13 protein-coding genes are annotated in these 13,554 nt (G+C 67.7%); 2 read left to right on the plus strand and 11 right to left on the minus strand.

Annotated features, from left to right (window positions below):
* Positions 1–269: 269 nt before the first annotated feature.
* On the minus strand, positions 270–746 hold the full coding sequence (locus LIP_RS10925) for a DIP1984 family protein (protein WP_068138129.1): 477 nt from the start codon (positions 744–746) through the stop codon (positions 270–272).
* A 542-nt stretch (positions 747–1,288) separates the two neighbouring features.
* Here LIP_RS10925 and LIP_RS10935 point away from each other — a divergent pair.
* Complete coding sequence (locus LIP_RS10935) at positions 1,289–1,522, plus strand: hypothetical protein (protein WP_068138140.1); 234 nt, start codon at positions 1,289–1,291, stop codon at positions 1,520–1,522.
* On the opposite strand, the gene LIP_RS10940 is transcribed toward LIP_RS10935, so the two are convergent.
* From LIP_RS10940 to LIP_RS10990, 10 genes are all read right to left on the minus strand, one after another.
* Entirely contained in the window at positions 1,479–2,327 is an 849-nt protein-coding gene (locus LIP_RS10940) for an ABC transporter permease (RefSeq protein ID WP_068138143.1), read from the minus strand. The genes LIP_RS10935 and LIP_RS10940 overlap by 44 nt on opposite strands.
* Complete coding sequence (locus LIP_RS10945) at positions 2,324–3,262, minus strand: ABC transporter permease (protein ID WP_068138146.1); 939 nt, start codon at positions 3,260–3,262, stop codon at positions 2,324–2,326. Before LIP_RS10945 ends, LIP_RS10940 begins: the two co-directional genes overlap by 4 nt.
* A gap of 16 nt (positions 3,263–3,278) precedes the next feature.
* Positions 3,279–4,829, minus strand: a complete 1,551-nt coding sequence (locus LIP_RS10950; RefSeq protein WP_158509657.1) for an ABC transporter substrate-binding protein — start codon at positions 4,827–4,829, stop codon at positions 3,279–3,281.
* A 242-nt stretch (positions 4,830–5,071) separates the two neighbouring features.
* Positions 5,072–5,401 carry a nucleotidyltransferase domain-containing protein gene (locus LIP_RS10955; RefSeq protein WP_068138155.1) on the minus strand — a complete coding sequence of 110 codons (330 nt, stop codon included), beginning with the start codon at positions 5,399–5,401 and terminating at the stop codon, positions 5,072–5,074.
* Positions 5,402–5,594: 193 nt separating this feature from the next.
* Positions 5,595–7,370 (minus strand): DNA helicase RecQ, encoded by a 1,776-nt coding sequence (gene recQ, locus LIP_RS10960; protein ID WP_068141909.1) that lies wholly within the window; start codon positions 7,368–7,370, stop codon positions 5,595–5,597.
* A 392-nt stretch (positions 7,371–7,762) separates the two neighbouring features.
* Positions 7,763–8,116: a hypothetical protein gene (locus LIP_RS10965; RefSeq protein ID WP_068138157.1), complete on the minus strand. Its 354-nt coding sequence runs from the start codon at positions 8,114–8,116 to the stop codon at positions 7,763–7,765.
* Positions 8,117–8,542: a hypothetical protein gene (locus LIP_RS10970; RefSeq protein ID WP_144440451.1), complete on the minus strand. Its 426-nt coding sequence runs from the start codon at positions 8,540–8,542 to the stop codon at positions 8,117–8,119. It lies immediately after the preceding gene.
* Between the two features lie 447 nt (positions 8,543–8,989).
* Positions 8,990–9,637 carry a GntR family transcriptional regulator gene (locus tag LIP_RS10980; RefSeq protein WP_068138165.1) on the minus strand — a complete coding sequence of 216 codons (648 nt, stop codon included), beginning with the start codon at positions 9,635–9,637 and terminating at the stop codon, positions 8,990–8,992.
* Positions 9,638–9,705: 68 nt separating this feature from the next.
* Positions 9,706–11,580 carry a TRAP transporter permease gene (locus LIP_RS10985; RefSeq protein WP_068138167.1) on the minus strand — a complete coding sequence of 625 codons (1,875 nt, stop codon included), beginning with the start codon at positions 11,578–11,580 and terminating at the stop codon, positions 9,706–9,708.
* Entirely contained in the window at positions 11,574–12,503 is a 930-nt protein-coding gene (locus LIP_RS10990) for a TAXI family TRAP transporter solute-binding subunit (protein ID WP_068138170.1), read from the minus strand. The genes LIP_RS10985 and LIP_RS10990 overlap by 7 nt, the downstream gene beginning before the upstream one ends.
* A 186-nt stretch (positions 12,504–12,689) precedes the next feature.
* Between LIP_RS10990 and LIP_RS10995 the strand changes: the two genes are divergently transcribed.
* Complete coding sequence (locus LIP_RS10995) at positions 12,690–13,511, plus strand: NAD(P)-dependent oxidoreductase (RefSeq protein WP_231699303.1); 822 nt, start codon at positions 12,690–12,692, stop codon at positions 13,509–13,511.
* The last annotated feature ends 43 nt before the right edge of the window (positions 13,512–13,554 follow it).

The raw sequence follows: 13,554 nt of genomic DNA on the forward strand, positions 1-13,554 counted from the left end.
CGAACGAAGGCGTGTCGGATGAGCGAAAACCTTGCGGGTCCGCCGCCTAACGCCTTCTGAAGGCTACGCTTCCCCATCCGCGATCCCTCATTCGGGATGAGCGTGGCAGGGGTCGGGATCCTCTGTCCCAACGGGTGTCTCTCCGATGGTGCGGCGTCACGGGGCGGCGCTCGGAAAGCACACGGCCGCCTCGCTAGGACCCACAAGCTTCAAAGGGACCCGCAAGCTTGCTGCGGCGGGGGAGGGCGTGACACTCCGCCCCCACCCCCTCAGCCGACGTCTACCTCCCAGTTGAGACGCTGGATCCGGCGCGAGGTCTCGGCCCGCAGGCGGATGAGCTCCTCCGCTCGCTGAATCCGCTCGGCCACGTCGGGCGCGTGCGCCACCTCGTCCTCATAGAGGCGGATGTAGCGCCGGGCCTCGGCGTAGACCTGGTTCTCTTCCTCGTCCAGCCGCTTCGCCTCGCGCAGGAGCTCGGCCAGCGGTGGGTCGCCCTCGCCCCAGTTGGTGCGCTGGATGCGGGTCTCGAGCCGGCGGATCTGCGCGTCCAGCTCGTCGCGGCGCTCCCTCAGACGGTTGACCTCGATGCCCGGGTAGGTGCGGCGGAGCACGGTGTCGGTGGTCCTCCGCTCCCGCCGGCCCCACACGTTGCCCTCTTCCGTCGAGGCAGCGTCGATCAGGCCTCGGAAGAGGTCCCGGGTCCGCTTGAGCCGCTGGAGCTCGATGAGCGCCTCGGCCACTTTCATCGATCCTCACCTCCCATCACAGATCAAAGGATCCTCCCTGGAAATCGAAAGGCCGCAGGCGTTGGCCCACGGCCTTCGAGGGAGCCTGGGAGAACCACCGCCCCTAGGGCGGTGACACGCTCCTCCCGATGCGTTCCCCTCCTTCGAAGGCCTGGAGGCGGTGGTTGAGACGGCGCTCCTCGGGCGCGATGGACCGCGTGGTCGGATCCGCCGGTTGGAGCCGGCTCGGGTCCATGGACGAGCAACCCATCACGACCTGGGACCGAAGCGCGGACGTCCGCATCCGCCCTCCCCCTTCCGGGGTCTTCCAGACATGCGAAACGGTGGCATTATAGCATTCGTGTGGCAACGATGTCAACAGGGAATCTGTAATGCCGGCGCCTCCTCCGTACGCCCGTTGCTGGCGCCCGTAACGACGGCGGGCTGCATGCCGGCCGGTCACTGGGCCCAGGAGCTGGTGCGCATCGACACGACCCGCCCGCCTGGGGACGAGGCGGCCGCCGCGGCCTGGGTGGAGGAGCGCCAGACTGGGGGTTCCCACGGTGATCTTCGGCCCTGGGGATCTGGCGGAGGCGCATACCACCAACGAGTCGGTGGCCGTGGAGGAGATGGAACGGGCAGCCGTCCTCTACGCAGGCGTGCTCTGCGGCTTCCTGGGCCGGGAGGGCGGGACGCGTGGCCCGGGCGGAACGGACGGGCTTCCCCGTCGTGGGCCCTCTGGCGGGCCGGCCCTCATCCCGCTGTGCGGCGGGGTGCTCTTCGCGCTGCGGCGGTGACGTTCTGGCCCCGCGCCATCGGATCCAACCGGTCCCGCAACCCGTCGGAGAGGAGCTGCAGGGCCAGGGCGGTAAGGGCCAGGGCGACGCCGGGGCCGACTACCGCCCACGGCTGCCGGATCAGGTAGCTGCGGGCCTCCTGCAGCACGTTCCCCCACGTGGGGGTGGGGGGCGGAACCCCGAGGCCCAGGTAGCTCAAGGTGGCCTCCACCAGGAGGAAGGTCGACGCGGTGCTGGCCGCCTGGATCGCGAGGAAGCCGGCGACGCTGGGCAGCACGTGCCGGCCGAGGATCCGTGCCTCCGAGGCGCCGGCGGCCCGGGCGGCCACCACGAAAGCGGCCGTCCAGACCTCCCGCATGCGCCCCCGGCTCAGCCGGAAGAAGGTGGGGGTCCCCAGGAGGCCCAGGACCGCGATGGTCTGCCCGAGGCCGGGGCCCAGCGCCGTCACCGCGACGAGGGCCAGGAGCACGCCGGGGAAGGCCAGGAGCGCGTCGACGCAGCGGGAGAGCACACCGTCGACCCAGCTCCCCAGCGCCACGGCCGCCATGCCCAGGACCGTCCCGGCGGCGGCCGCGAGGACCGTGGCCGCCAGCGCCACCGAGAGCGACCACCGGCCGCCGTGGAGGACCCGGGAGAAGACGTCCCGCCCCAGCTCGTCGGTCCCCAGGGGATGCCCGGGGCTCGGGCCGGAGAAGAGGACCCGGTAGTCGGGCTCGAGCGGGCCCACGGGCGCGAGCGCCGGGGCCACCACGGCCACCAGCACCATGGCGCCCAGCAGCACGGTGCCCGCGCGCAGCCGGTTCACGCGTACCTCAGCCTCGGATCCAGCATCGCCTGGGCCAGGTCCGCCGCCCAGCTGGCCGTTCCGTACACCAGCACGGCCAGCACGCTGATGCCCTGCACCAGGGCGTAGTCCCGAGCGTGGATGGCGCCCAGGAGCGCCTGCCCCAGGCCCGGAAGGCCGAAGACCTGCTCCACCACCACGGTGCCCGAGAGGAGGCCCCCCAGCTCCAGGAAGATGAGCGGAAGGACGGCGGGGAGGGCGTTGACCAGCACATGCCGGGCGAAGCGGGTCGAGCGCAGTCCCTTGGCCCGGGCCGTCCGCACGTACCCGGCCGGCAGCTCGTCCAGGATGCGGCCGCGGACCAACCGGGCGATCTGGGCGGCCCGGGGGATGGCCAGGGCCGCTGCGGGAAGGAGCAGGTGCCGCAGCCGGGCGGCGGCGCCCTCTCCGTCCGGATAGCCGAGCATGGGCAGCCAACCCAGCACCACGGCGAAGAGGAGGATGAGCAGCAGGCCCACCCAGAACTCGGGCAGCGCCAGGGCGATGGAGGTCTGCCCCAGCACGACCCGGTCCGCGCCCGATCCGGGCCGGAAGCCCGCCACGACGCCCAGCCCCACGCCCCCCACCACCGCCAGGAGGAAGGCGAGCCCACCCAACCGGAGCGTCACCGGGAGCCGCGCCGAGGCGATCTCGTTCACGGGACGGTTCTGGCGCAGGGAGAAGCCCAGGTCGCCGCGCGCCAGGCCACCCAGGTAGGAGCGCAGCTGGGCGGGCCATGGCTCGTCCAGACCCAGGGTGGCACGGAGCCGCTCCACCGTCTCGGCGCTTGCGTCCAGGCCGGCGATGAGGTCCGCCGGGTCCCCGGGGATCTGGCGGGCGGCGAAGAAGACGGCCACCACCGCGAGCAGGAGGGTGACGATCAGCGCAAGGGCCTGCCGCGCCAGGTGCTCGGCCATCCGGATCCTCCTGGGCTCATGGGCGCACCCGCACGTCCCGGAAGACGAAGGTATCCAGGAGGGGCGTGATCCAGAAGCCGTCCACGTTCGCTCGCGTGGCGTGGCGCCGGTACGGCGTGCCCAGGTAGATGAAGGGGGCGTTCGCGTGCAGGGCCCGCAGGACGTCCGCGTAGAGCGCCCGGCGGCGATCCTGGTCGGTGGTCCGGGCCGCCTCCGCCAGCCAGCCCGCCACCTGCGGGTTCTCGTACCCCACGTAGGTCCGCACGCCCTCGCCGTAGCCGCGGAGCCGTCCGGTGGGATCCAGCTTGCCCGTGTGCCCGATGACGGTCACGTCGAAGTCCCGCGGGCCCCCGAAGACGGTGCTCAGCCACACGCCCCACTCCACCAGTCGGATGCGGCTCTGCACGCCCACCCGGCCCAGCATCTCCTGGATCATCTGCCCCGCCGTCACGTGGGCCCGGTAGGTCTCTGGAAGGACCAGGTCCAGCGTCCATCCGCTGGGCACGCCGGCCTCCGACAGGAGGGCCCGGGCACGCTCGGGGTCGTAGGGGTAAGGCTCCACGTCCTGCGGGTACCAGGGGCTCCCTGCCTCCATGAAGGTGCCCACCGGGGTCCCACCGCCGTAGGCGACCTCCAGGATGGTCTCCTTGTCCACCGCCAGGTTGAGGCCCTGGCGCACCCGCACGTCCGAGAGGTACGGCCTGCGGGTGTTGAGCCCCGCCACCAGCACCAGGCCCGAGGGCTCCTCCACCACCCGCACGGCCGGATTCGAAACGAGGCGCGGCAGGTCGGCCACCGGCACCGCGTCGATGATGTCGAAGTCCCCCCGCAGCAGGCCCTGCACCTGCAGGGCGCTCTCGCTGACGAAACGGAGGGTGACACCGTCGAGATCCGGCGTTCCCCGGAAATGGCCGTCGAAGGGGACGAGCCGGAGATAGCTGTCCCTCACCCAGGTCTCCAGGCGGAAGGGGCCCGTCCCCACGGGCTCGTTGGCGAAGTCGTGGCCGGCGCGGATCGCCTCCTCGGGCAGGACGGCCCCCCACTCCGACGCCAGGGAGGCCAGGAGCGCCGGTGCGGGGGCGTTGAGACGGATCACCACGGTCCGGGCGTCGGGCGTGTCGATACCCTCCACGGCCCCGAACTCCTCGGCCTTGGGGGAGCCGGGCCCTGCCACGCGCGCGATCGACGCCTGCACGTCCCCGCTGTCGAGCAGCGTGCCGTCGTGGAAGCGCACGCCCTCCCGCAGCCGGAAGGTCCAGCGGAGCCCGGCCGCATCGGTGCTCCACGACTCGGCCAGTGCGGGCACGATCTCGCCGCGGCGGTCCACCTCCACCAGCGTGTCGTAGAGCGAGCGGGTCACCTGAAAGGAGGACGTGGCCGAGGTGCGGTGCGGATCGAGCACCTCAGGCTGGGCACTCATGGCCACCTTCAGCTCCTGGGCGGAGACCACCGCCGCGGGAGCCGCGAGAAGCGCGACGATCAGCCAGACGGCCCCGTGGAGCACCGCCACATGCAAAGCCCAGCGAGCAGGCCCTCTTTCCTGCGCCCTGCCAGTCTTGCCGCGCACCTCATGATCCCTCCCTGACCGAGCCGGCCGGTATTCGGTCTTGAGCATGCCGGTAGCCCTACTTCGCTCCCTTTCGGGTGGAATCCTACGGTTCCCTGGCTCTGTTACGAAACGTTCGCGAAGAGGAGAGGCCTTGGCGAATCGGTGAACACTCGTGCGCCCCAGCGTTGACCGGCACCCCATCGAGGGCAGCTGAAGCAGGAAGAGGGGGAGGAATAAGGCTCGACAAGTGGGACCACAGGTCATTGGTGCTCTGGGCTGGTGGCTCCTTCCTCTTCACGAGGCGTGGTTTCTGTAGGGGTTTCCTCGGCTGTTGTATGTTCGGAGGTCGACTCGGCGTGCTCAGATGCCATCGCCGCCTTGACGGATGCAAGCACGTTTCCCGCATGCCGAATGGCGTCGTCGGCGTCCTCGAGTCCGAATGCTTCATGTGGACTCTGGTCTTCGTGGACGTCCCCCCGAGCGACGGAGCCGAACAGGATGATGCGATCCGGGTCATACGCAGATACGATCTGCGCGACCGCCTGCTCCAGCGCGTGTTCCAGGCGCTCCTTCCAGGGCTGCCGATCCACATCCCACGCCCTCCCTCCGGACCCGGGGCCAGTATAGCGTGGCGGTTGCGGCTCTGTCCACTGCCCAGGCGTCCGCCTGCCCGGGCGTCCACCCTACCGCTCCCAGCCGAGGTGTCGCCTGATCGGGTGGAAGGGCCGTCTCCCGGCGTTTCGACCGCCAGACGGGAGCGTTCGTGCGGAAGATCGCTTCCCGCTACGCCCGCACTTCCTTCGCATGCTCCCTTAGAACGGCTAGGAACGCCTCGCCGTACCTTTGGAACTTCCCCTCCCCCACTCCTTTGATGGCCATCATGGCCGCCTTGTTCTGGGCGCGTTCCTGAGCCATCTCCCGGAGCGTGCTGTCGTGAAAGATCACGTAGGGAGGGACCTGTTCCCGCTGGGCCAGCTCCTTGCGCAGGGCGCGGAGGGCTTCGAACAGGGCGTCGCCGGCGACGATGGTCCGCTCCCGGCGCGGAACCCACCGGTGGACCTGCGCCTGTCCCTTCAGCACCGGCACCGCCTGGGGTGTCAGTCGCACCACCGGATACTGCCCTTCGGACAGGGCGAGGTATCCCTCGGCGACGAGGAGATGAACCAGGTCTACGATCTCCTTCTCTCGCAGGGACGCGAGGAGACCGTATGTGGAGAGCCGGTCGAAACGGAGCTCCCGCACCCGTTTGTCGGAGGAGCCTTTCAGGACCTTGGCCACCAGGGTGACGCCATAGCGCTCCCTCATCCGGTGGACGCAGGAGAGGATCTTCTGGGCTTCGACGGTGATCTCCACCCGTTCACCGGGGTCGGCGCAGTTTCCGCAGCGCCCGCAGGGGGCGGGAGCCTCTTCCCCAAAGTAGCGGAGAAGCTCGTTCTGCAGGCACTGCTGTGTGTGGCAGTAGTCGATCATCGCCTGCAGCTTCCGGTACTCGTTTCGCTTCAGCTCCTCCGGCAGGGAGGATTGCTCGATCAGGAACTTCTGGATGGGGATGTCGCCGGGGTGGAAGAGAAGGGTGCAGACGGCGGGATCGCCGTCCCTGCCGGCCCGCCCCGCCTCCTGGTAGTACGCCTCCGGGTTCTTCGGCATGTTGTAGTGGATCACGTACCGGACGTTGGACTTGTTGATGCCCATGCCGAAGGCATTGGTGGCCACCATGACCCGGATGTCGTCGTAGAGGAAGCGCTCCTGCGCCTCGTTTCGTTCTTCGTCGGCGAGCCCTGCGTGGTAGCAGCCGGCGGAGAAGCCCTCTTTCCGGAGGAACTCGTACAGCTGGTCAGCCTCTTTCCGCGTGGCCGTGTAGATGATACCCGCCTGGTCACGGTTCGCTTCGAGGTGTCGCCTTACGAATTCCCGTCTGTTCTCCCCGCGGATAACACGGAAGGCGAGGTTTTCGCGTGCGAAGCCGGTGACGAAGATCCCCGTTTCCGGGATGGAGAGGTGGCGGATGATGTCGGCCCGCACCTCCTCCGTCGCCGTGGCGGTGAAGGCGGCGATGGTGGGGCGCAGAGGGAGACGGCCGATGGCCGAGGCGATGGACAGGTAGCTGGGACGGAAATCGTGGCCCCACTGGGAGAGGCAGTGGGCTTCGTCCACGGCGACCAGGGGAACGCGTAGGGAAGCGAGGCGCGACAGAAACCGCTCGGACTCCAGCCGCTCGGGCGCCACGTAGAGCAGCTTGTACGCTCCCGCTGCCGCCGCCCGCAGGCGCTCTTCGATCTCGCTGAAGGAGAGGGTGCTGTTGATGGCCGCCGAGGGCAGCCCCAGCCGGTTGAGGGCGTCCACCTGGTCCTTCATCAGCGAGATCAGGGGGGAGATGACAAGGGTCACCCCCTCCGCCATCCGCGCGGGGATCTGATAACAGATCGACTTGCCCCCGCCGGTGGGCATGATCCCCAGGGTGTCACGGCCCGAGAGGATACGCTCGATGATCTTCCGCTGCCCCTCCCGGAAAGAGGGGTAGCCGAACGTTTTCTGCAGCACCTCCTCCGCTTGGGCCATCCGCCCGGCAAGCGCGCTTCCGTGCAACGTTGCTACACTCCTCTTGGGGCTTGGGGCCGGGTGTTTCTCTCCATGATTGAGATGATTGAGCAGCAGGAAGCGTTCCACCGCCACGAGCACCCACGCCGCAATGCACCACGGCTCGTGCGAGGAGGTCCACGTGGTGGCCCCGGCACCGCTCGCTGCAGTGTTCCCGATGACGCTTCCGATCCCTTCGCCAGTCCCGGAGGCCGCAGCGGTAGTCGAGCCACATCGTCTCGTCGAGATCCTGCATCCACTGCTGGCTGGGTGGGCCGGAGGGCCGGCGGATCTGGGCTTGCAGGATCCCTTCTGAGGCCGACACGTCCCACCTGGCTCACGAAGGCCTATGAATCGGGTGCGTGAGCGGTTGCCTATTCCGGGAACTTCGCGCGTTCAGCGGCGATGCTGTAGACATCGTTCACATCTCCTGGAGCGCGCTTTCCCACTGCGAAGATGCGGACGACGCCGTCGCGAAAGCGGTAGACGAGACGCATGTCAGGCCAGGGATCCCAGTTTGGTGTGGAACTTGATGCCCAGGCGAGGGATCGCCAGCCGTCTAGCCTGCCTCGGAGGTCCTTTCCCGCCGACGGGTCGTGGCACACCCTCTCGGTCGCGGACTCCAGGTTTGTCCTCATCTGTTGGAACGCGTCAGGTTCGGGAAAGAACGTCTTGAGGCGAAGCAGGTCGACATGGATGATGCGCTGATCGAACACGTGCGGGTACATTCAGTTGCGACCCCGTGGTGCAATCTCGTCCATGGCCCGCCAGAAGTCCTCGGGCGACACGTCCTGACCCTCGTGGGCTTCCCAGTACATGGCGGCGATGACTGCGGAAAGCCGTTCCTCGACGTCCTCAAGCACCTTCGGATTCACGACGACTGCCGCCGGCTCGGATTTGTAAACCAGCAGAATGCTTGGCCGCTGTCGGAGGCGAGCCAGGAGATTCTGGAAGGACGTCTGCTGTACCTGCGTAGCACCCAGGATCGCTTCCCGGCGAAAAGAGAGAAGGCCCACCAGGGAGTCGCGCAAGCCGACCAGTGCCGTCAACTCCTCTTCTCTGGCTTCGGACAGGAGCTGAACCACCTCCGCAGCTGCCTGGGTGCCGTACTTGGCCTCGAACGCCTTGAGAGCAACCGACACGGTATTCCTCACCTCCCTTGCCTCCCATTTTACGGGTCATTGGACCTACCAGTCAACTGGTGCTTCGAGTGGCCATCGCGGCTCCCTACATAAGTATGGTCACGAGGCCGTCTGTGATGCGCTCCTTCCGGGGATGCGCGCGTCGCGCCTTCTTCGTGAGGATGCATCGTTTGGGCGATCTCGAGCACGGACAGGGAGGCGACGAAGGGGATCCCGAGGGCGGCCGGCTGGGGGAAGGCCCAAATCAACTTTCACGGGACCAGTCCCGTCGCAGCGCCTCTACGTACCCTGCGACCTCCTCGACCCCGGTCAACTCCGGGTGGTCCTCAGCCTTCCAGCCGCCAGCGCTCTTTTCGACCGCCGTGCGAAAGCGTTCTCGCTCGTGGCCATCGGTCCCATTGTGGCTCATCCTCGCGAGCCTGGCCATCAAGGCGATCATTGCCAGGTGAGATCGCGCCGTCAACTCCTGACCAGCTCCCAGGACTCGGTGATGGTCTCGCGCAGCGCTGCAATGTGGGCGCGCATCGCCTCTTCCGCCACGCTCCCGTCACCGGTCCTGAACGCCTCGACGATGGCGCGGTGCTCTTCGAGCGACTTCTCGGCACGGCCCGGAACAAGAATCGTGCGAAACTGGGAGCGCACGACCCTGGCCCGAAGCACCCTGATCAGTTCGGGGATCTTCTTGCTCCCGGAGGCCTCATAGATCCTACCGTGAAACCGAACGTTCGTCTGGGAGTATCGGTCGAACTCCCGCTTGTCGATGGCTTCTCGCATCACGTCGAGCAGGTCGTTCAAGTCGTCAAGCGTCTCCTGTGAGATGCGCTCGGCCGCCAAGCGGGCTGCTGCTCCCTCCAACACTTCGCGAGCAAGGAGGATGTCGACGACGTCCTCGAGCGTCAGCTGCGAGACGATGGCGCCGCGGTTGGGGCCGATCGTCACCAATCCCTCCGCGCTGAGCCTTTCGAGGGCCAGACGGACGATGTGCCGCCCAACGTCATACGTTTCCGCCAGGTGCGTCTCAACCAGGTGCTGGGAGGGGGAGTACTCTCCATCCAGGATGCCCTGGCGGATCTGGTTGTAGACGTACTCGACACGGTTCCTCGACATGGTCGTCCTCCTCGACGAAGCCCTCGACAGCGCCCATGACGACCCCAGGCTCCTTGATTGCCTGAGCCTTATGATGACGGCATCCGGGCGGGGTCTATGCCAGGCGGATGGGCGCGTACCTGGAACAACCATACGAGCAAGAAGAGCCCCAGGCCTGCCACGTCCGTCACGATCCCCTGCCGGATCAGCAAGAGAGCGGCGGCGGCCGCCAAGACCCTCGCCCACCACCGGAGCGGCCCCTGCAGGTAGTTCATGATGGCGACGGCGAGGATGCAAACGCCGATTGCCGCCGACGCGGTGCTGAGCATGACCGTATGCCAGGCTCCCTGCAAGAGCAGCGCGGGGTTTCGAGCGAAGAAGAACGGGATGATGAAGGCCGGCAGCGCCATCTTCAGCGCCGTCCAGCCCGTCCGATCGGGAGAACTCCCTGCGATCGAGGCGGCGGCGTACGACGCCAGCGCAACCGGGGGTGTGATGGCTGCCAGCACGCCGAAGTAGAAGATGAAGAAGTGGGCCGAAATCGGCTCGATGCCCATCCGCACCAGCGCCGGGACAACCAGGGAGACCAACAGCACGTAGACGACGGTCGTCGGCATCCCAAGCCCCAGGATGATCGAGGTGACCATCGCGAGCAAGAGCAGGATGAAGCTGGACCCCATGGAAAGGTCGACGAGGATGCTCGCAAGGCGTGCCCCAAGCCCCGTCAGCTGCATCACACCCACGACGATGCCGGCCCCTGCTGCCACGACGGAGAGTGTGGCCGCGCTCTTTCCCGCCTCTTCCAAGGCTGCCGCGATCTGGTGGACCCCGACGCGCTTCACCACCAGGAGGAGCGCCGCCATCCCGAGACCCACCAACGCGGAGAGGGTGGGCGAGTAACCCGCGATCAGGAGGGCGTAGATGGCGAAGATGGGTACGATGTAGAGCCAGCCCTCCCGCAGGACCTTGACGAGCGGCTCGACCCGGTCGCGCGGCATCCCTCTGAGGCCGCGGGCGCGGGAGTAGAGGTCCACCGCCATCCCTGCGGACAAAAAGTAGAGGACCGCAGGCAACGTTGCGGCGAGGGCGATCCGGCCGTAGGGGACGCCGAGGTAGTCGGCGACGAGAAAGGCGGCCGCGCCCATGATCGGGGGCATGATCTGCCCGCCGGTGGAGGCGACCGACTCGATCGCCCCGGCGACGTGCGGCGGGTAGCCGCCCAGCTTCATCGCGGGGATCGTGACCGATCCGGTGGTGGCAACGTTCCCCGCGGCGCTGCCCGAAACGCTTCCCACCAGGGCACTCGCGATGACAGCGACCTTGCCCAGCCCCCCCGTGTACCGGCCGGCCAGGGCCCGGGCGAAGCGCACCAAGACGTTGGAGCCCCCCACGGCCTGCAAGAGCGCCCCGAAGAGGATGAAGATGATGACGTAGCGGATCATGATCTTGAGCGGCGTGCCGTAAATCCCTGAGTAGGTGAGCAACAGGTGGCTCGTGGTCGTCTCGAACGAGTAGCCTCGGTGAAGCAGCAGACCCGGCATGGACCGCCCGAAGAGCGCATAGCCGACGAAGACGAGGCCGACGATGGTGAGCGGCCACCCGACACTGCGGCGAATCGCGTCGAAGACCAGGACGACGGCAACGACCGACACTCGGATGTCGGCCGGGGTGAACGCGCCCTGTCGATTGATGATCGCCTGGTAGTTCGAGGCCACGTAGTAGCCCGTGACCGCTGCTGCCACGATGAGTGAGAGATCGATCAGGCCCGCCAGCGGGAGCGAGCGCCCCCGCGAGAACAGCGGCTTCTGGGCGAAGAGCCCCATCATGGTGATCGCCAGCACGATCGGCAGCTGCTGTTCGACCGGCAGCAGGTAGATGGGCTGCACGACGACGACGAAGAGGACCGCCGCGGTCCAGCAGAGGCTTCCGAAGACGCGGCGGGCCCGATCGATCACGTTCACCACACGCCGACCTCCGAGGCGTAGCGAATGACGCCGGGATGGATGAGGAGGCTGATCTCCTCGGCAGCCTCCGGAGAGAGTAGCGCCGCCTGGTCACCGGAAGGGTGCGCCGCCTTGAGGGCGGGAACGTTGGCGAAGACCTGCTTCACCATCTCGTAGACCAGATCCTCGGGCAAGTCCGGCTGGAGGTAGATGATCGAGCGCACGAGCACGCCGTCCCCGTCTTCCTCAAGGTCGTACATGTCGGCCGGGATCTTGCCGGTGGCGTAGGGATAGGACGCCGCCGCGCGGAGCTTGGCCCCATCGATCGAGAGCAGGGTGACGTCCTCCCGCACGGTCAGGGATTCGATGGCGGGGAACGGCTGGCCGCCGACCATGAAGGCGGCGTCGATCAGGCCGTCGCTCAGGGCGTCCGCGGACTCCTGCCAGCCGAGGTAGGCCGGCGAGTAGTCGCCCCCCTCAAGCCCATGCGCCCTGAGGACCAACTCGCCGATGACGTTGGCGGACGAGCCTGGGCTACCCAGAGAGACGCGCTTGCCGCGCAGGTCTTCCACCGACTTGAGGCCGCGGTTCCGCAGCGCAACGAAGACGCCCATGCTCTGGTTCATGACCCAGCCGCCCGTCACGTTGATCTTCCGGCCGAAGGGGTCGTTACCCATGATGGCGTCGTAGGCGATGTTCTCGTTGGCGATCCCCACTTCGATCTGCCCGCTGGCAAGCAGGTTCATGTTCGCCACACCGCCGCCGGTCTCACGGGCGCTGAACCGGGTTCCCGGAATGGAACGGTTCCAGATGTCGGCCATTGCGACGCCGATCGGGTAGTAGGCGCCAGCTGGAGATGCCGTCCCGATGGTGACGAAGGGATACTCGCTGGCTGCCAGCGCCTGTGGGGTCGCAGCGGCGAACGCAAGGATCGCGGCGAGCATCGCGAGTCCGGGCCGCGCGTGCGTTGACTTCGGGTGAACACGAGTCAAGAATCATCGCCTCCCTCGAGTGTATGGGGACGTCGCGTTCAAGCTAGCACAACCTCGACAGGATTGTCAACGACTTCGTCAAATATACCGTCAGCGATTTCGTTGACATGTATGTCACCTCGTGCTACACTTGATGTCATGGAAACCACAGTCCCATCGCATCCCACTCAGCCCGTGAGTCTTGCCGTAGCGGTTCTGGGGCTCGGTGAAGCAGGCGCCGCGCTCGCGTCCGATCTGGCCGCGCAGGGCGTTCCGGTGCGGGGGTGGGACCCGGTCGTCAAAGAGGTGCCCTCTGTCGCGATCGTGTCCAGCGCCTCCGAGGCAGTGCGAGGGGCGGAGGTCGTCGTGAGCATCAACAGCGCCAGGGTGGCGCTCGAGGTTGCCCGCAACCTTGCCCCCGACCTCGGACCGGGACAGGTTTTCGCCGATTTCAACACTGCTTCCCCGAGCCTGAAGGAAAGCCTCCACGGAGTCGTGGCCGCCACGGGAGCCGAGTTCGTCGATGTCGCCTTGATGGCACCAGTGCCCGGCAGAGGTCTGAGGACGCCTGCGCTTGCCTCGGGAGTCGGAGCCAGGCGGTTTGCGGCGCTCTTTCAACCGCTGGGGATGCCCGTGACCGTGGTGGACGAACGCCCCGGAAGCGCCGCCTCCCGGAAGCTCCTTCGCAGCGTCTTCATGAAGGGCCTCGCCGCCGTCCTCCTGGAGGGGCTCGCCGCGGCGGAGAAGCTCGGCTGGGCGGAGTGGTACAAGGAGGAGGTCGCCGCCACGCTCCGTGAGAGCGACGGTTCACTCGTCGAGCGGCTCATCACCGGCAGCCGGAAGCACGCCGCCCGCAGGGTCCACGAGATGAACGCCGCGGCCGAGCTCTTGCTCGCGGTCGAGGTGCCGCCGCGGGTCTCGCTCGCAGCCGCGGAGGTCCTGCGGGAGCTTGCGCAGGGAGAGAATGCCGGTCGGACCTGACCTGCGGGCCCTCGTTGGGACGGACTGTCATGAAAACGACCGA

Origin of the sequence: Limnochorda pilosa (assembly GCF_001544015.1) — a bacterium.
Classification (GTDB): domain Bacteria; phylum Bacillota; class Limnochordia; order Limnochordales; family Limnochordaceae; genus Limnochorda; species Limnochorda pilosa.